This is a genomic window from Arthrobacter sp. OV608, from assembly GCA_900110595.1.
In the GTDB taxonomy this organism is placed as follows: domain Bacteria; phylum Actinomycetota; class Actinomycetes; order Actinomycetales; family Micrococcaceae; genus Arthrobacter.
In genome coordinates this window covers 1-16008 of sequence record FOEZ01000033.1, presented here as the reverse complement: position 1 = coordinate 16008, position 16008 = coordinate 1, and the positions used below count along the sequence as shown (strand labels likewise).

The window sequence follows — 16008 nt, the reverse complement described above, 5'->3', positions numbered from 1 at the left end:
CATGAAGACCTCTTAGTCGTTGGCTGTGTGTGGTAACCACCAACCTAAGAGGTCTTCACCTATTCACGATGTAACCAACGTCCTGACTTAGTACAACTAGGTACTGCGGCCGCAGCGTGCTGCCCTGGTGCTCTCAAGTGCTAGGGCAGCACGCTTGCGTTCACGTTGTTTCCGCCCGGGGACGTCACGTAGCAGTCCACCCTGCGGTCCCCTGAGTCCCAGCTTGTGGAGCTGGGGAAGCTCCGCTCGTAGTTCAGCGTGAACTGGTCTGCCGCCGGGCCGAGTTTTGCCGCCTGGCAGGCTTCGAGGGCTTTGGCCTTGAGCGCCTCTGCGCCGGGGTAATCGCCTTCCTCGGGGTAGCGGAACACCACCACCAGTTGGGCGGAATGGTTGGTGTCGCATGGCACCACCGTGGATTTCAGGGCTTCCGGGTGGAAATCCGTGAAGCAGTCGCCGAGCGCATAGGCGGGTGGTTCCACTTCGCGCGGCAGGGGAAGCGGGGTGGCCGGGGGAGTGACCGCAGTTTCCAGCACTCCGCGGACAGCCCCGCTTGACTCGTCCGTACCCCCGTTGGAATTCAGCCACAGGGCGAGCCACACGAGCGATCCGATAACCGCAAGCAGGACGACGGCGAAGAATGCCTTCCAAAGCGTGCGCCGGCGCCCCTGCCTCCTGGCTTCGTCCGGCCCCTGGGAGTGGTTAACCGGGCTTGGGTGCCGTACCGGCGGCTCCGCGGCCGGGACCCCATACTCTGCGGCAGGAACGCGGGGGAGGCCGGCGGTAGGCGGCGAGCTGGGTTTGGGCGGGACGTCCGGGTGGTTCAAGGGGTGCATCCTCCTGCATATTTTCCGCGCGGGCAGCCGGGTTTGCCAGCCAGTTTCAGCAGTTCTGCAACCGACTCTATCGAAGAAAAAAGCTGGAAACCTGCGGGCCGGGCCGGGGAATACTAATGCAATCCATCACCTGGAGCCGCACCTGGCAAGCGAGGGCCCTCGAAAGCATGTAATCTAGGTGTACGACAAATTGACCAAACATTCCGGGGCCTCACCTACGCCAAGGTGACCACCTCCGGTCCAAGTACAAAAGGGGGTCACGCCATGGGGCGCGGCCGTCAAAAGGCAAAAGCTACAAAGCAGGCTCGGGATATCAAGTACTACTCCCCGAACACTGACTACTCGGCACTTCAGCGTGAGCTGACGGGCCCCAGCAGTCGTGCCACGAGCCATTATGCGAACGAGCCGGCAGAGCCGGACTATTCGGCTTATGTGGATAAGTACGCGGATGATTTGGAAGAAGACGACGACGAGGTAGACACCCGCCGCATCGGCTAGTTGTCGCAAGGTGCTGTTGCTGTACTTGGCAGCCTTGCGACGCCGGTGCCTTCAAGGATTCAGTAGGTCGAATCCTAGCCTCCGGCCAGTGCGCGTTTCTTTTTGGCACCACGCTGATCGCGGTGTTGATTCCAGTAGTAAAGCCCGCTGCCCACACTGTGATTCGGTGCGGGCAGCGGGCTTTCTCTTGTCTCCAGGTCTAGCATTGTCAACCGGGTTCCCTGTTGCAGAGACACCCCGGAGCAAAGCGGCCCTTCTCGTGCTTTGTGGGATTACGCTCCCGTGTTCTGCATGATGGTGACCGGCGCGCCAGTAGCTGTCTCGCAGACAGTCATACTCCGCCCGGAATTGTCCACTGCAATCGCTTCACCAAGAATTGCAACTGCCGCTGGACCAACATTGACTCCACAGGCGGTGACGACAACGTCCACAACATCGACGAGGGCCACGTTGACATCTTCGATGACCGTCACGTCCCCAACGTTAACGTTCACCAAGCCGTCCTGGAAGGTCGTGTTCCTCGCCGCGTCGGAGGGGACAGCGACGGCCCCGATAAGCATGAGTGATCCGGCTGCTCCTGCAGCTACTTTGCGCATAACAGACATTTGGTGCCTCCTTGATTTGTCCGCACTTCCCCAAGTCATTCCGACCTGCTGAACCGAGCAGAAGGCGCGGCAACATAGCCGTGTAGGAACACGGACATTTTGTGGTTTTTTAGCTTCCGCTGGTTGCGGTGAAGAGAAGGCCGAACGTCGGCACATTGGGCGAAGTCGCCCATTGAAGGAGCCCTATCACTGTCCTTCGAGAAGAACCCCCATACCGACTCCGGTACTGCCCTTCCATATCTTCGAGCCTAAAGGTAAGTATGCTTAGCAGTCAAGGGATAGGAGTGTCTTATCTCACATTTCTCATGATTGGTTTAGCAGCCAACGCTACCCGCGGAACTCTGAGCCCCTTGCTTGATGCCGTGATTGGTACCGGTTCCGGCCAGTCCGATCGGCACTACCGCCGCTAGGACGGCGTGCCAACTCTGGCGCGGTTTTGTTGCTGTCCGACCTGCAACGCTGAGGTCGGTCATGGGAACGGCCGCATCAGGGAACGAGCTCAAACCAAAAAGGGGATTCTCAATTGGCCAATCTGGCACAAAAATGCCGGCGGCTGCTTCTAGCAACCGCCGGCATCCGTGAAATGTCTAGGCGTAGGCGTTGACCAGTCGGACGGCGCCGCCGTCCACGCCCTTGGCGCCTTGGACATAGTCCGGGCCGGACTTGAGGATGTCGTCCGAGTCTTCGGTAACGGTGCCCATGATCCAGGACGGCAGGCCGCGGTCGTTGAGGCGGGAAACCGCGGCGTCGGCGGCGTCGGCGGACACAATGGCCACCATGCCCACGCCGAGGTTCAGCGTACGCTCGAGGTCTGCCAGCGGCACGTTGCCCAGCTCGGATACCAGCTTGAAGATGGCCGGCAGTTCCCAGGTGGCACGGTCAACGGTAGCCACCAGGCCCTGGGGCAGCACGCGGGCCAGGTTGGCGGCCAGTCCACCGCCCGTGACGTGGCTGAAGCCGTGCACAGCGGAGGTCCCGGTGACGGGGAAGGCGCGGGCGAGGTCCAGGCAGTCCGCAGCGTAGACGCGGGTGGGCTCGAGGAGTTCCTCGCCCAGGGTGCGGCCAAGCTCGGACACCTGGCGGTCCAGGGCCCAGCCGGCGTGGTTGATCACGCGGCGGACCAGGGAGTAGCCGTTGGAGTGCAGGCCGGAGGAGGCCATGCCAATCACAACATCTCCGGCGCGGACGCGGTCAGGGCCCAGGAGCTGATCGGCCTCGACCACGCCGGTGGCTGCGCCCGCGACGTCGTACTCGTGCTCACCCAGCAGGCCGGGGTGCTCGGCGGTTTCGCCGCCCACCAGCGCAGTGCCGGCAACGGAGCAGGCGGCGGCGATGCCGCGGACGATATCGGCGATACGCTCGGGCACCACCTTCCCGCAGGCAATGTAGTCAGTCATGTACAAAGGCTCGGCGCCCACCACCACGATGTCGTCCACCACCATGCCCACCAGGTCGAACCCGATGGTGTCGTGGATGTCCATGGCCTGGGCGATGGCAACCTTGGTGCCCACGCCGTCGGTGGAGGTGGCCAGCAGCGGCTTCTTGTAGGTCAGGAGCCGGGAGACGTCGTAGAGGCCGGCGAAGCCGCCCACCCCGCCGATCACCGAGGAGTTGTGGGTTGCCTTGACGGCATCCTTCATCAGCTCGACGGCGCGGTCGCCGGCTTCCACGTCAACGCCTGCGGAGGCGTAGGTGATGCCGGAAGTGTTGCCGGGGGCGGGGGCAGCGGAAGTCATACGGACTCTTTCTTGTCAGCGCCGGTGGTGGCGGCGTGCACGTCTGGCACAAGGTCGGCTTCGGTCAGCAAATTCTCGAATTCGGAGTCGGGCCCCGGATCGCAGCCGGTGGCGCCGGACTTCTCGGCCGGATCCTCTTCCGAGTCCACGGCAAGGGCGGCGGTCTGGCCCGGAAGGGCCGACGGCGAAGGCTTCAGGCCGCCGAGGTCCGTGCGCTCCAGGAGGTTCTTGCCAAGCTTGTCCGAGCCCGGAAGCTCGATAGGGTACTTGCCGGTGAAGCATGCGGTGCAGAGGCGCTCCCGCGGCTGCCGGGTAGCGCCGATCATGCCGTCCTCGGAGATGTAGGCCAGCGAATCGGCGCCGATGGCCTGGGAAATTTCCTCGATGGTGGCGCCGTTGGCGATCAGCTCCGCACGGGAGGCGAAGTCGATGCCGTAGAAGCAGGGCCACTGCACCGGCGGGGAGGAAATCTTGACGTGCACCGCGGCGGCACCGGCTTCGCGGAGCATCCGGACGATGGCGCGCTGGGTGTTGCCGCGGACGATCGAGTCATCCACCACCACCACGCGCTTGCCGCGGATCACGGACTCCAGGGCGTTGAGCTTGAGCCGGATGCCCAGCTGGCGGAGCGTCTGCGAGGGCTGGATGAAGGTACGGCCCACGTACGAGTTCTTGACGAAGCCATGGGCAAACGGGATGCCGGATTCTTCGGCGTAGCCCACCGCGGCGGGTGTACCGGATTCCGGAACGGGGATCACGATGTCCGCTACCTGGGTGTTTTCGCGGGCCAGCTGGCGGCCCATCTCCACGCGGGATTCGTACACGGAGCGGCCGGCGATGGCGGCGTCCGGACGGGCAAGGTAGACGTACTCGAAAACGCAACCGGCCGGCGTCGGCTCCGCGAAACGCTGGGACCGCACGCCCTGCTCGTCAATGGCGATGAATTCGCCGGGCTCGATCTCGCGGATGAAGCTGGCGCCCACCGTGGCGAGTGCGGACTGCTCGGAGGCCACTACCCAGCCGCGTTCCAGCCGGCCCAGGACCAGCGGGCGGATGCCGAAGGTGTCGCGGGCGGCGTAGAGGGTGCCTTCGTCCATAAATACGAAGCAGAAGCCGCCCTTGATCTTGGGCAGGAGCTCAATGGCCGTCTCTTCGAGGGTTTTCCCCTCTTCGCCTTCGAGCAGGGCCGTGACCAGGGCGGTGTCCGAGGTGTTGCCCTGCTTCATCTCACCGGTGAGCTGGCCGCCGTTGCGTTCCTGGATCATGGCGTTGAGTTCGGCGGTGTTGGTGAGGTTGCCGTTGTGCGCCAGGGCAACGGTGCCGGTGCTGGTGGCGCCGAGGGTGGGCTGGGCATTGGCCCAGTGGCTGGCTCCGGTGGTGGAGTAGCGGCAGTGGCCCACGGCGAGATGCCCGGTGAGGGTGTTCAGGGTGGTCTCGTCGAAGACCTGGGAGACGAGTCCCATGTCCTTGTAGACGTTGATCCGCTTGCCGTCGCTGGTGGCTATACCAGCCGACTCCTGACCGCGGTGCTGCAGTGCATACAGCCCGTAATAGGTAAGTTTTGCTACTTCTTCACCTGGTGCCCAGACCCCGAAAACGCCACAGGCGTCCTGCGGGCCTTTTTCGCCAGGGAGAAGATCATGAGAAAGTTTTCCATCGCCGCGTGCCACTGGTCGATTATCTCACGATATGCGGTAGGACTTTTCCGGCCGTCCGTTTGTGACCGGGCTGCTACAGGTTGTCCGAATCCGGTTCGGAGTCGGGAACCGCTTCCACCACTGCCCGCTGCTGCCGTTTGACGCTGCGGCGGTCCAGGATGAGGGCCAGTGCGGCACCCAGGATGGCGCCTGCGCCGGCGAACAGCACCAGGAAGAATCCGAACACCGAGGCGGGGTCAAACTCCGGGGTGGCGGGGAATCCGTAAGCCACCGCGGCCGCCACCGCCATGCCCACCAGTGCGCCCAGGATCAGGAACGGCACATATTTGGGTGCGCGGCGGACGGTGACCTCGCGGCGCTCGGCGGCGGGTTGTTCAGAAGGCATGCATCAAGCCTACATTTCCGTGTTGCCCTATCACTTACGGCTGCCAAAACCCCGGAATGGGGACCATGAGTGATAGGGCAACGGGGAGGTCAGCTGCCGCGGTACGTGGAGTATGCGAACGGGCTGAGCAGGAGCGGAACGTGATAGTGCTCGGGGCCGGTGACTTCGAACACCAGGTCCACTTCGGGGAAGAACGTTGCAGTCTGCAGGCCGGCGTAGTAGCTGCCGGTGGCGAAATTGAGCTTGTAATGCCCCGCCTCCAGCTGCTCCGGCCCCAGGTCCTTTGCCCGCCCGTCCGCGTCCGTGGTGGAGCCGGCAAGCTTCTGCCAAGTGCCGCCGTCGTTCTTGTAAAGCACGACGGCGACCCCCGCCGCCGGGCGTCCGGCGCCTGTGTCGAGGATGTGGGTAGTGACGTGGGAAACGCTCATTCGGTGATCAGTCCTTCAAGCCGCAGAACGGCGATCTCACGCAGCTGCTGTGCCACGATGCTGTCTTCTTCGGCCGCGGAGTTGGCAAGCCGTTCATTCAGGGCCTGCAGGATTTCCGGGGCGGTGCGCCCGGCGGCGCGGATCAGGAACACCCGGCCGAACTTTTCCTCGTAGTCGCGGTTGCCCTGCGCCAAAGCCTGCGCAACCCCGGCGTCCGCGGGGTCGACGCCGGCCTGCTCGGAACGGGACATGGACGCCTCGGTGGTGGCCGCCGTCGGACGCTCCCCAATCCGGGGATGGTGGGCCATTGCGGACTCCACCTCGGCGGAAGTGAACGGGTTGGCTGCTTCGGCGGCAAATGCCAGGAGCGCATCCCTGGAACTGAAGGGCCGGGCGGCGGCCACGGTGTCCACCCAGCGCTGGACGTCGATGCAGGGCTTGAGGGTTTCCGCGGCCCGCGCAGGGTCCGCAGTGTTGAATTCGGCAAGCTTCATGCTGGCTGCTTCCTAGGTAACAAATGCTGGCATCCACGGTGACGGCTATGCGGAGGCCGGACTTCCGGCACCTGATCATTGGTAAATCGCAGGCAATACCAACAAGGCTTCCGCATCATGGAACTGTTATTTCAGCATACGTAATATTGAAGTGGACCGTGGCGGTGGTGTCAAGAGACTACAACAGGCGTCAGGCCAAGCCGGTATTATCGCGGGAGAGCCGCAGGCTCGACCAGTTTTTGCTGGGGGGACACTAAATGAATACGGACGGGACGGCTATGCAAACGCTGACCGATCAGGATTCCGCACGCGAGCTTGGCCTGCGGGAATATGGGCTGATACCTGCCTACGCCGGTGAGAGGCCGGTACTGAAGGACGCCGGGGCCAGGGGCGCACTGGACAACCTGGTGAGGCTGGCCGCATCGTTGTGCGGCGTGCCCTTCAGCGTGGTCAACATCATCACCTCGGAGCAGCAGGTGCAGATAGCCGCGTCAGGGATGGATCCCAGCATCTGCTCGCGGGAGGACTCGATGTGCGCCGCGGTCTTTTTGACCGGGGGGACAACTGTGGTCCGGGACGCTTCGCAGGACCCGAGGTTCGCCGCCAACCCGTTTGTGACCGGTGAGATAGCCGACGTCCGCTTCTACGCCTCCGTCCCGCTAAAGACCTCCTCCGGACTGGTCCTGGGTTCCCTGTGCGTCTTTTCCAACGAGCCGGAACTGCCCACGCTTGAGCAGATCAGCCTGGTGGAGGTGCTGGCGCAGCAGGTGGTGGAGCTTCTTGAACTCCAGCACCGGACGCTGCAGCTTGACGAAGCCCTGGCCGAGCTGCAGCGGAGCAACGCCATGCTGGCGGAGTTCGCGGGACGGGTGAGCCACGATCTCCGTTCGCCGCTCACTACCATCCTTGGCTATGTGGAGCTGGCAGAGGACGATCCGGACATACAGCCGGACCACCCGTTCGCGGAGTACCTGGCACATATCGGCAGCGGGGGGCGGCGCATGCTGGTCACGTTGGATGACGTCCTGGATTACGCGCGGGCTGACGGCACCATCAACCGGGAGCGGCTGTCCTTACTCGCGGTGTCGGCAGAGGCCGCCCAGGATCTGGGTCTTGACCTGGGCCTGGCCAGCGGCATCCTGTGCGAGGACGCCGAGCTCTTCGCAGACCGCTCCCAGCTGCGGACCCTGCTGCAGAACCTGATGGCAAACTCGTTGAATTACCAGAGCCCCGCCAGGGCGTTGCGGGTCACGGTCAGGGCGGAACCGGGCGCGCACGGCACCACCGTCCACGTGACCGATAACGGCAAGGGCATCCTGCCGGCCGAGCGGAGTAGAGCCGTGGAGCCACTCGTGCGGCTGAACCGGCCGGGCGACGGCCCCGGGACAGGACTGGGCCTGGCCACCTGCCGCCGGATCGCCCAGGCACACGGCGGCGAGCTCTCCATCAGCGACACTCCGGGCGGCGGGACTACGGTGTCGGTGACCTTCCCGGGCTAGCCCTGGGCGGCTGGAGTCTTAGGACAGATACCGGGACGTAACCAACCAACAGGTCCCCGTATCTGTCCTCGGCTCGAAAAAGGCCTAGTCCTGGGACGTCCGGGACAGGACCCACGTGTTGGTGCCGTCCTGCCGCTCGAACGTGACGGTGGTGACCAGCGCCTGGATCAGCGCCAGGCCACGGCCGGACTCGGCGTCCTCGCCCGGGGTTGCCGGCTCCATGGGCCCGAACGGGGGCTTGGCGTGGTAGGCGCTGACCCTGGCCTGCAGCAGTGTGGGCTGGACGGTAATGTCCACCCCGAGCTCCACTGGTTCCTGGCCCGCGGGCTCGGCGTGCTGGACGATGTTCGACGCCGACTCGATGACCGCCGTTGTGAACGTCATCTGGTCCATGTCCTGCACAAAGGGGACGTCGAGCCAGAGGCTGTCCAGGTCATTGTGGACGGATTCGATGGCGTCCTCGGCCGCGAGCCCGCGGAAGCTGCGGGACGCCAGGACCTCAGTCATTGCTGAACGCCTCTTCGGCAGAGGTGTAGGAGGTGAGGACCTTGTCCATGCTGGTGAGCTGCAGGACCATTTTGACCTGCGGCTGGACGGCGGCGATCCGGAGGTCGCCACCCGCCTGCCGGGCCGCCTTGAGGCAGCCGATCAGCGCGCCAAGGCCCGAGGAGTCCATAAACGCCGTGTTTTCCAGGTTCACTACGATCCGGTTGGATCCACCCGCGATCACATCGGTGACGAACTCGCGCAGCTTCGGCGCGGACACCATGTTCAGCCGCCCGTCCGCCTTGACCTCCGCATACGAGTCCTTGACCTCATAGCTAAACTCCATCTGGCTCCCTCTCTGTAACTGCCGGATCACCGGCTGGTTCATAACCCTTGTAAAGCACTGCACGCACCAAAATGCTCATCACCACCAGGTCGTAGATGACCCAGGCGACGTTCACCAGGGTGCCCAGCGGTTCTGCCAGGCCCGCGGCCAGGCGGAGGATTCCGACGACGGCCGCCACCGCCAGCAGCACCGACACCACAATCTGCGGCTGGATCAGGCTCCAGCTGGGTCCGCCGCTCTGGCGGGCCTTGGGGGTGACGGCAAAGCCCAGGGGACGGCCAAACCAGACGTTCCTGGCCGCCGTCGAGCACGCCTTGATCCAGGTGGGGAACAGGGCCAGGCTGTACTGCTGGCCCCGCCAGGTGGGGATGCCCCGGCCGGCAACGGCGAACAGCAGCTGGTTGGCCACCATGAACGGGATGAACCGGATGAAGAAGTCCCAGCTCAGGCTCGTCACCGGCAGGATGCCCAGGAGCAGGTAGATGATGGGGGCGGCGAAGTAGATGACCGCCGCGTAGCCGCTGAGGTAGGTCCACATGGTGGCGAAGTACATCAGCTTCTGGCCGATCTTGAGGCCCTTCTGGACCAGCGGGTTCTCGCGGAGCAGCACCTGGATGGTGCCCTGTGCCCAGCGCAGGCGCTGGGTGAGCATGGTTTTGAGGTCCTCCGGCGCCAGCCCGTAGGCCAGGATCTCGTGGTGGTAGACGCTCTCCCAGCCCATGGCGTGCATGCGCATGGCAGTGGCCATGTCCTCGGTGACGGAGATGGTGGCCAGCGGCATCACCGGCTGCGCCTCGTCGTTGCGCTCCACGGACAGGGCGTCCAGGACGGCCTGCACGGATTCCAGGGCACCCAGCGGCGACCAGTCACGGGCGGACATGCGCTGGACGGCGTCGTCCGCCACCACGGGAACGCCGGACTCGCCCACGTGCGCCAGTTCCATCGCCGCGATCTCTTCGAGGTCGGCCTGGAGTGCTTCGACGTCGGCCATCACGAGGGTCTGCACCGCGGCGTCCACGCGGCGGCGCACCCGGTACGTGATCTCGCTCAGGGCGCCGCCGGCCTCGAGCTCCTGCTGGGCTTCGCGCGTTGCTGCCTCAACCTCGTCCAGCACCTGGGCCACCAGGGGAGCCTCCACGTCCGCGGATTTCCGGGCCTGCTTGATAGCCGAGCGGGAGGCGGCCAGCGCCCGGCGGATGCTCTTCTCGGTTTCCTTCACGTAGCCCACCAGGCCCAGCTGCATCAGGGCTTCGCGGCGCAGGATGGCATTGGAGCCGCAGAAGAAGGCGGCGTTCCAGCCGTCCTTGCCCTGTTGGATGGGGCCATAGAAGAGGGGCGCCTGGCTGCCCAGGGGATCACTGGCCGGGACATTGCTGAAGTACTGGGGCGTCTGGACCAGCGCCACCCGCCGGTTGTTGAAGTAGCCCAGGGTCTTTTCGAGGATGTCCGGCTCGGGGATCTGGTCCGCGTCCAGGATCAGGAGGAACTCGCCGTGGGTCTGCATGAGGGCGTTGTTCAGGTTGCCGGCTTTGGCATGCCGGGGAACGTTGGAGGTCCAGTCCTCGCTGCGGGTGACGTAGCCCAGGCCGTGCTGTTCGGCGAGTGCCTTGAGTTCGGGCCGGGCGCCGTCGTCCAAAATCCAGGTGCTGTGCGGGTGCCGGATCCTCTGGGCGGCCAACGCGGTGGTCATCACCATGTCCAGGTCTTCGTTGTAGGTGGTGATGAAAACATCCACCGTGGCATCGGCCGGCGGCGTCGGGGCGCCCTTGCGGATTTTCAGCCTCCACACCGTCATGCCGAAAAGCATCACGTCGATCAGGCTGTAGGTTTCGGCGATCACCAGGGGCAGGGCGATCCACCAGGCTTCCCAGTTCAGCGACGCTGCCCAGCGCCAGGCGATGTAGTTGACGCCGGTGATAATGGTCAGCACCACCACCAGCCTGGTCCAGAAGCGGGTCATGCCGCAGCCTGCTCCGGGAGCCGGCGGACCACAACCACGGTGACGTCGTCCTCAGCCGTCTCTGCCGGAGCAAGGGCCATGATGGCGCTGCTGGCGGCGTGCGCCGAATCCTGGCCCTGGGCGGCGCTGCGGACGGCCTCGGTGAAGTCCTCCACGGAGTCGAAGACGTCCAGCACGCCGTCGCTGACCACCACCAGGGAATCTCCCGGGGCGAGTTCCAGGGTGGACTGCGGCCACTGCGAGCCTGCCCACGCACCCACGGGCGGCCCGGCGGAGGGGAGCCGTTCAGCAGTGCCGCCGGACCGGACGTGCAGCGCAAGCCCGTGCCCGGCGTCGACATAGCTGACGGTTCCGGACGCCGCGTCCAGGCGTGCGTGGAACAACGTGACGAAGGAGTTGGAGGAGTCAAGGTCCGTGGCGATCGCCTTGCTGGCGGAGGCGAAGGCGCCGTCCAGGTCCTGCCGCCGCCCCGTGGAGCGCATCACTGCGCGGACCGTTGCCGCGATGAGTGCGGCGCCCATGCCCTTGCCCATGGCATCGGCGAAGGTGAGGTGGAGCCCCTCCGGCGTCTGGTACCAGTCGTAGAAGTCCCCACCCACGCTCCGGGAGGGGCGGAAGACGCCGGCGACGTCATAGCCGTCCACGCGGATGTCCTCCTTGGGCAGGAGGCTTTGCTGGACTTCCGTGGCGCGTTCCAGTTCACTGCGGTTGGCCGAATCCGCGGCTGGGGAGGGCCGGCGGCGGAACAGGGCGTTGATGCGGGACTGCAGCTCGCGCGGGCTGAACGGCTTGCTGATGTACTCGTCCGCGCCGTTGTCCAGGCCGGTCAGCTTGTCCAGTTCATCGGCCCGGGCCGTGAGCATCACAATGAAGGCGTCCGAGAATTCGCGGAGCAGCTTGCAGACTTCGAGGCCGTCAATGTCCGGCAGGTTCAGGTCCAGCGTGACCAGATCAGGCTGGACACGGCGGACTTCCTCTACGCCCGGCAGGCCGGCTGCGGCCTCCGTCACGTCGAAGCCCTGCTTGGCCAGGACACGGACCAGCAGGCCGCGGATGTCCGGGTCATCCTCGATGACAACGGCACGACGGATTTCGGGTGGAGAGACCATAGGTCTACTTCTACCGTATTAACGGCTACCAAACATGTCGCAGGGCAACACAAGTGGTTAAGTCACCCTCGCCTTTTCGTCCGACGGCGGGGTGCGGCTTGGCTGCCCCGGCCCGTCCTGGCGGATCTTGCGTAAATCTTGGGACCTGCTTGCACGGACGTTGAGGAACGCCCGGGACACTCGAAGTGGGATCAGCTTCATGAGGACAAACGTCAACGACGACCACGTCCGGGGCTGGCCCCGGCTTGGCAGGAAGGTGGAGCCACATGGGACATGCCAACACAACCAACCAGACGGCGGCAGCACGCGACCTGCCACGGGCAGCGATGGATAAGGCCAGGGCCCTGCTGCGGGTCTACTTCCACTCCCGGAAGGTACGTGCCGCAGCCAATGCCCTGGCTCAAGCGCTTGCCGAGTCGCGGGAGGCTTCCAGTTGGCCCGGCGACCGGCTTCCGGTTGGGGAGGAGCTGTCCGCGCAGGTGGAGAAGCTGACGCACCGCCTGAAGCTGGAGACCGAGGCCCACAACAGGCTGGAGGCGCTTTTCAGGAGTGTGGATCTGGGGCGTTCCGCCGCGGCGGTTTAGGTGCCACACTTAGGAGCAATCGAGTGGCTGGGGGATACAGTCAGGAGATTGCAGTGGCTTGGTATACAGGATGGGCCTACCTTATCGCGGGCCTTATGACAGTGGATTCCCTGCTCCTGGCCTTGTGGGCCATTGACGAGGGCTGGCCGGGCAGCTGGTGGAAAAAGCCCTGACTCCTGATTCTGGAAAGCCGCTAACGCGGCAGGTCCAGCCGCATCAGGACCCGCGGGAAGCCATTCAGTACTGACTCGGTGTCCGCTGCCTTAGTGAAACCGGCGTCCTCGAAGAGCTTCCGGGTGCCCGTGTAGGCCATGGTGAGGTCCACCTTTTGTCCCTGGTTGTCCACGGGGTAGCCCTCGATCGCAGGCGCACCGTAGCTTCGCGCCATCTCCACGGCGCCCCTCAACAGGTGGTGCGAGATGCCCTTGCCGCGATGTCCGGGCCGCACCCGGATGCACCACACTGACCAGACGTCCAGATCGTCAACATGCGGGATCTTCCGGTTGTGGGCGAAACTGGTGTCCGCACGGGGGTGGACCCCCGCCCACCCCACCGGCTCCCCGCCGTCGTACGCCAAGATCCCTGGCGGCGGGTCCTGCTTCAGCAGCTGCTGCACCAGGTCCCCGCGCTCCGTGCCGCGCAGCGTCTGGTTCTGTTTGGACGGTATGCGGTAGCTCAGGCACCAGCACACGCTGGCATCCGGCCGTTTCGGCCCCACCAACGCCCGGACGTCCTCAAATTCGGTTGCCGGACGGACCTCGATCGCCATGCCGCCATCCTGCCATGTGCGTTAGAGCCGGGACAGTGTCCCTTCCGGCTCTGTTCTCCCGAAACCCTGTTCTCCCTGACCCCTGTTACCTCAGTCGAGGCTGATACGCCCGATGCTCCAGGCCGCCACTTTGCGGAGGTCAACCCTGGTAGCCGGCAGGCGCACATGGACTCCGCCGGACAGCAGCACCGGGGCAAGGAAATGGATGTACCGGTCCTGACGGTGGAGGCTGCCTGCCCCGGTTTCTTCCAGAGCTTCTTCCTCGCGCTTCGATTCGACGGAGGCGAGGGCGTCCGCCACTGCCGGGCTGCCGACGCGGATCTGGTCGTTCTGCCGCTGCGTCCAGGCGTGCTCCGAGACAACGGAGCCGTAGATGACGGTGCCGTCCACCACCACGGTGAGCTCTATGGTTGCGTCGTCACCCATCCTGAAAAGTGGGGTCAACAGCAGTGTCAGGCGCTGGTCGATCTCGTACCAGGATTGGGCTTCGAACTGCTGCCGGTTCGCGCTGTACTTCGCGTCCTGCTCGGCGCCCATCCGGGACATTGCTTCTTCTGCGGAGTCATTCGCCACGGCTTGTCCTTTCGCGGTTCCATCCGGCTGACTGCCCCCTCCCTTACGAGCTTAGTTCCGGAACTGCGGAGCGGGGCTGTGTATCTGTTCCACCCTGTCGGCTTCTGCCGGCCGTCACTACACTGGGACGCATGACCGAGCAGGAGCCGGCCCAGGGAAGGGCCGCTGCCGTTCCCGACGGTGGGGAAGGCCTTCGCGAGGACGCCGTCACTTCAACAACGGGCGGTGAACCCGCGGGCCTGGCTGATCCAGACGCCGTCGACACCTCCCTGCGCACTCCGGCGGAACGTTCCCGGACCTTCTCCGGGATCCTGGGGAACACCGCCCTGGCTAACATCACCACCAGCTACCTGTGGTTTGCCTTGACGTTCTGGGTGTATCTGGAGACCCGCAACGTGATCGCCACCGGTGTAGTCGGGGGTGCGTACATGCTGCTGATCGCCCTGTCCAGCATCAGCTTCGGCACCTTCGTGGACCGCTACCGCAAGCTGGCCGTGATGCGCTTCGCCGCCGGCTTCACCCTGGTGATGTTTGCGCTGTCCGGGGTGATGTTCCTCCTGACACCTGAAAGCTCGCTGCTGGACCTGAAGCAGCCCTGGTTCTGGGTTTTCACCGTAGTCATCCTGATCGGCGCGGTGGTGGAGAACCTGCGCAATATCGCTTTGTCCACTACCGTCACCATCCTCATTGAGCCGGAGCGGCGGGCCAACGCCAACGGGCTGGTGGGGATGGTGCAGGGGCTGATGTTCCTCATCACTTCCGTGCTCTCCGGGCTGTCGGTGGGGCTGCTGGGCATGGGCTGGACCATTGTGGTCGCCATCGTGCTCACGGCGCTCGCGTTCGCGCACCTGCTCACTCTTCGCATGCCTGAAGAAACGCGCGTGGCGGCCAACGATGCGCACGGCGGGTTCGACCTTCGCGGCTCCTATGCCGCTGTGCTGGCCATTTCCGGGCTGTTCGCCCTGATCCTGTTTTCCACATTCAACAACTTCATTGGCGGCGTCTACATGGCGCTGATGGACCCGTACGGCCTGGAAATGTTCCCCGTGGAACTGTGGGGCATTTTCCTGGCGGTAGGCTCCAGCGGGTTCCTGATCGGCGGGGCCCTGATCAGTAAGTTCGGCCTCGGTGCCAACCCGCTGCGCACCCTGCTCATTGCCGTGGTGGCCATGGGGGTCCTCGGCGCGGTGTTCACCCTGCGCGAATGGGCGTGGCTGTACGTCGTCGGGATCTGGCTGTACCTGACGCTGGTGCCCGTTGTGGAGGCCGCTGAGCAGACGGTCATCCAGCAGGTGGTGCCGCTGCCACGGCAGGGCCGGGTGTTCGGCTTCGCCATGGCGTTCGAGTCTGCGGCGGCGCCCGTCACGTCCTTCCTGATTGCGCCGATCGCCCAGTTCTGGATCATTCCCTACGCACGGTCGGCCGACGGCGCGGCCCGGCTGGCCCCGCTGCTGGGCGAGGGCACCTCCCGCGGCATTGCCCTGGTGTTCCTGATCGCAGGGCTCATCCTGGTGGCCGCCGCGCTGCTGGCTTTCCTGACCCCGGTGTACCGCCGGGTGTCGGCCGAGTATGCGCAGGCGGCTGCAGAGGCGAAGGTGGACACCCCAGCGGCAGGATGACCTGCCACGCTACGGTGCCGTTCGAACGGATGGTGCCGTTAAACGCCGGACGCTCCCACCCTATGGATTGGTCCATAAGTGCGAGAGCGTCCGAGGAAAGCGCGCGTTAAGTGAGAGAGCGTCCTGTTAGACAGCGCGTTAAGTGAGCGAGCGTCGGGTGAAAACGCGCTTTAAGTGAGAGTGTCCCTATGTTCTTCGTCAAGCTGCTGTTGGTGTTTGGGCCTGGTAAACGGTGCCGTCGCGGAGCATGGCGTAGAGGGTGTCGCAACGGCGTCGGGCGAGGGCGATGAGGGCTTGGTTGTGGTGTTTGCCTTCGGCTCGTTTGCGGTCATAGTAGGCGCGGGAGAGCGGGTCTTTGAGGGCCGCGAACGCTGAGAGGTAGAGGGTGCGTTTGAGGACTTTGTTGCCTTTTCGGGAGGCGCGGTC

Annotated in this window: 17 protein-coding genes and 1 pseudogene; 4 read left to right on the top strand and 14 right to left on the bottom strand. The window is 64.8% G+C overall.

Annotation, left to right across the window (positions count from 1 at the left end; all coding sequences use genetic code 11):
• Positions 1–140: 140 nt before the first annotated feature.
• Positions 141–833, bottom strand: a complete 693-nt coding sequence (locus tag BMX78_RS21795; RefSeq protein WP_286139218.1) for a septum formation family protein — start codon at positions 831–833, stop codon at positions 141–143.
• A gap of 264 nt (positions 834–1097) precedes the next feature.
• Between BMX78_RS21795 and BMX78_RS21790 the strand changes: the two genes are divergently transcribed.
• Positions 1098–1331: a DUF3073 domain-containing protein gene (locus BMX78_RS21790; protein WP_091424482.1), complete on the top strand. Its 234-nt coding sequence runs from the start codon at positions 1098–1100 to the stop codon at positions 1329–1331.
• 272 nt (positions 1332–1603) lie between these two features.
• On the opposite strand, the gene BMX78_RS21785 is transcribed toward BMX78_RS21790, so the two are convergent.
• From BMX78_RS21785 to uraD, 6 genes are all read right to left on the bottom strand, one after another.
• Positions 1604–1936: a hypothetical protein gene (locus tag BMX78_RS21785; protein ID WP_091424479.1), complete on the bottom strand. Its 333-nt coding sequence runs from the start codon at positions 1934–1936 to the stop codon at positions 1604–1606.
• Between the two features lie 587 nt (positions 1937–2523).
• Complete coding sequence (purM, locus tag BMX78_RS21780; RefSeq protein WP_091424477.1) at positions 2524–3672, bottom strand: phosphoribosylformylglycinamidine cyclo-ligase; 1149 nt, start codon at positions 3670–3672, stop codon at positions 2524–2526.
• Complete coding sequence (gene purF / locus BMX78_RS21775) at positions 3669–5342, bottom strand: amidophosphoribosyltransferase (RefSeq protein ID WP_091424475.1); 1674 nt, start codon at positions 5340–5342, stop codon at positions 3669–3671. Before purF ends, purM begins: the two co-directional genes overlap by 4 nt.
• 61 nt (positions 5343–5403) lie before the next feature.
• On the bottom strand, positions 5404–5715 hold the full coding sequence (locus tag BMX78_RS21770) for a hypothetical protein (RefSeq protein WP_091424472.1): 312 nt from the start codon (positions 5713–5715) through the stop codon (positions 5404–5406).
• A gap of 89 nt (positions 5716–5804) precedes the next feature.
• Positions 5805–6143 carry a hydroxyisourate hydrolase gene (uraH, locus tag BMX78_RS21765; protein WP_050053427.1) on the bottom strand — a complete coding sequence of 113 codons (339 nt, stop codon included), beginning with the start codon at positions 6141–6143 and terminating at the stop codon, positions 5805–5807.
• The gene (gene uraD, locus BMX78_RS21760; protein ID WP_091424467.1) at positions 6140–6637 is read right to left on the bottom strand and encodes a 2-oxo-4-hydroxy-4-carboxy-5-ureidoimidazoline decarboxylase; all 498 of its coding nucleotides are present in this window, start codon (positions 6635–6637) and stop codon (positions 6140–6142) included. The genes uraH and uraD overlap by 4 nt, the downstream gene beginning before the upstream one ends.
• A gap of 278 nt (positions 6638–6915) precedes the next feature.
• Here uraD and BMX78_RS21755 point away from each other — a divergent pair, with 278 nt between their 5' ends.
• Positions 6916–8136 (top strand): GAF domain-containing sensor histidine kinase, encoded by a 1221-nt coding sequence (locus tag BMX78_RS21755; protein ID WP_091424461.1) that lies wholly within the window; start codon positions 6916–6918, stop codon positions 8134–8136.
• An 84-nt stretch (positions 8137–8220) separates the two neighbouring features.
• Here BMX78_RS21755 and BMX78_RS21750 read toward each other — a convergent pair whose 3' ends face one another.
• The 4 genes from BMX78_RS21750 to BMX78_RS21735 are packed head-to-tail and all read right to left on the bottom strand — an operon-like array spanning position 8221 to position 12037.
• Positions 8221–8643: an ATP-binding protein gene (locus BMX78_RS21750; protein ID WP_091424456.1), complete on the bottom strand. Its 423-nt coding sequence runs from the start codon at positions 8641–8643 to the stop codon at positions 8221–8223.
• Entirely contained in the window at positions 8636–8968 is a 333-nt protein-coding gene (locus BMX78_RS21745) for an STAS domain-containing protein (RefSeq protein ID WP_091424451.1), read from the bottom strand. Before BMX78_RS21745 ends, BMX78_RS21750 begins: the two co-directional genes overlap by 8 nt.
• Entirely contained in the window at positions 8958–10928 is a 1971-nt protein-coding gene (locus BMX78_RS21740) for a glycosyltransferase family 2 protein (protein WP_091424445.1), read from the bottom strand. Before BMX78_RS21740 ends, BMX78_RS21745 begins: the two co-directional genes overlap by 11 nt.
• Positions 10925–12037, bottom strand: a complete 1113-nt coding sequence (locus BMX78_RS21735; RefSeq protein WP_091424440.1) for a PP2C family protein-serine/threonine phosphatase — start codon at positions 12035–12037, stop codon at positions 10925–10927. Before BMX78_RS21735 ends, BMX78_RS21740 begins: the two co-directional genes overlap by 4 nt.
• Positions 12038–12303: 266 nt before the next feature.
• Here BMX78_RS21735 and BMX78_RS21730 point away from each other — a divergent pair, with 266 nt between their 5' ends.
• Positions 12304–12621, top strand: a complete 318-nt coding sequence (locus BMX78_RS21730) for a hypothetical protein (protein WP_286139217.1) — start codon at positions 12304–12306, stop codon at positions 12619–12621.
• A 193-nt stretch (positions 12622–12814) separates the two neighbouring features.
• On the opposite strand, the gene BMX78_RS21725 is transcribed toward BMX78_RS21730, so the two are convergent.
• Positions 12815–13390 carry a GNAT family N-acetyltransferase gene (locus tag BMX78_RS21725; protein ID WP_091424436.1) on the bottom strand — a complete coding sequence of 192 codons (576 nt, stop codon included), beginning with the start codon at positions 13388–13390 and terminating at the stop codon, positions 12815–12817.
• Positions 13391–13480: 90 nt separating this feature from the next.
• Positions 13481–13963: a hypothetical protein gene (locus BMX78_RS21720; RefSeq protein WP_139205068.1), complete on the bottom strand. Its 483-nt coding sequence runs from the start codon at positions 13961–13963 to the stop codon at positions 13481–13483.
• A 131-nt stretch (positions 13964–14094) separates the two neighbouring features.
• Between BMX78_RS21720 and BMX78_RS21715 the strand changes: the two genes are divergently transcribed.
• Positions 14095–15582 carry an MFS transporter gene (locus tag BMX78_RS21715; protein WP_091424428.1) on the top strand — a complete coding sequence of 496 codons (1488 nt, stop codon included), beginning with the start codon at positions 14095–14097 and terminating at the stop codon, positions 15580–15582.
• A gap of 198 nt (positions 15583–15780) precedes the next feature.
• On the opposite strand, the pseudogene BMX78_RS21710 reads toward BMX78_RS21715, so the two are convergent.
• Positions 15781–16008, bottom strand: a pseudogene (locus BMX78_RS21710) (IS110 family transposase); the annotation flags it as partial.

Coding starts and splice junctions, on each gene's coding strand:
- BMX78_RS21785 (WP_091424479.1), bottom strand. CDS start 1,936: ATGTCTGTTATGCGCAAAGTAGCTGCAGGAGCAGCCGGATCACTCATG.
- BMX78_RS21755 (WP_091424461.1), top strand. CDS start 6,916: ATGCAAACGCTGACCGATCAGGATTCCGCACGCGAGCTTGGCCTGCGG.
- BMX78_RS21735 (WP_091424440.1), bottom strand. CDS start 12,037: ATGGTCTCTCCACCCGAAATCCGTCGTGCCGTTGTCATCGAGGATGAC.
- BMX78_RS21790 (WP_091424482.1), top strand. CDS start 1,098: ATGGGGCGCGGCCGTCAAAAGGCAAAAGCTACAAAGCAGGCTCGGGAT.
- BMX78_RS21795 (WP_286139218.1), bottom strand. CDS start 833: ATGCACCCCTTGAACCACCCGGACGTCCCGCCCAAACCCAGCTCGCCG.
- BMX78_RS21730 (WP_286139217.1), top strand. CDS start 12,304: ATGGGACATGCCAACACAACCAACCAGACGGCGGCAGCACGCGACCTG.
- BMX78_RS21750 (WP_091424456.1), bottom strand. CDS start 8,643: ATGACTGAGGTCCTGGCGTCCCGCAGCTTCCGCGGGCTCGCGGCCGAG.
- BMX78_RS21715 (WP_091424428.1), top strand. CDS start 14,095: ATGACCGAGCAGGAGCCGGCCCAGGGAAGGGCCGCTGCCGTTCCCGAC.
- BMX78_RS21725 (WP_091424436.1), bottom strand. CDS start 13,390: ATGGCGATCGAGGTCCGTCCGGCAACCGAATTTGAGGACGTCCGGGCG.
- BMX78_RS21745 (WP_091424451.1), bottom strand. CDS start 8,968: ATGGAGTTTAGCTATGAGGTCAAGGACTCGTATGCGGAGGTCAAGGCG.
- purM (WP_091424477.1), bottom strand. CDS start 3,672: ATGACTTCCGCTGCCCCCGCCCCCGGCAACACTTCCGGCATCACCTAC.
- uraH (WP_050053427.1), bottom strand. CDS start 6,143: ATGAGCGTTTCCCACGTCACTACCCACATCCTCGACACAGGCGCCGGA.
- uraD (WP_091424467.1), bottom strand. CDS start 6,637: ATGAAGCTTGCCGAATTCAACACTGCGGACCCTGCGCGGGCCGCGGAA.
- BMX78_RS21770 (WP_091424472.1), bottom strand. CDS start 5,715: ATGCCTTCTGAACAACCCGCCGCCGAGCGCCGCGAGGTCACCGTCCGC.
- BMX78_RS21740 (WP_091424445.1), bottom strand. CDS start 10,928: ATGACCCGCTTCTGGACCAGGCTGGTGGTGGTGCTGACCATTATCACC.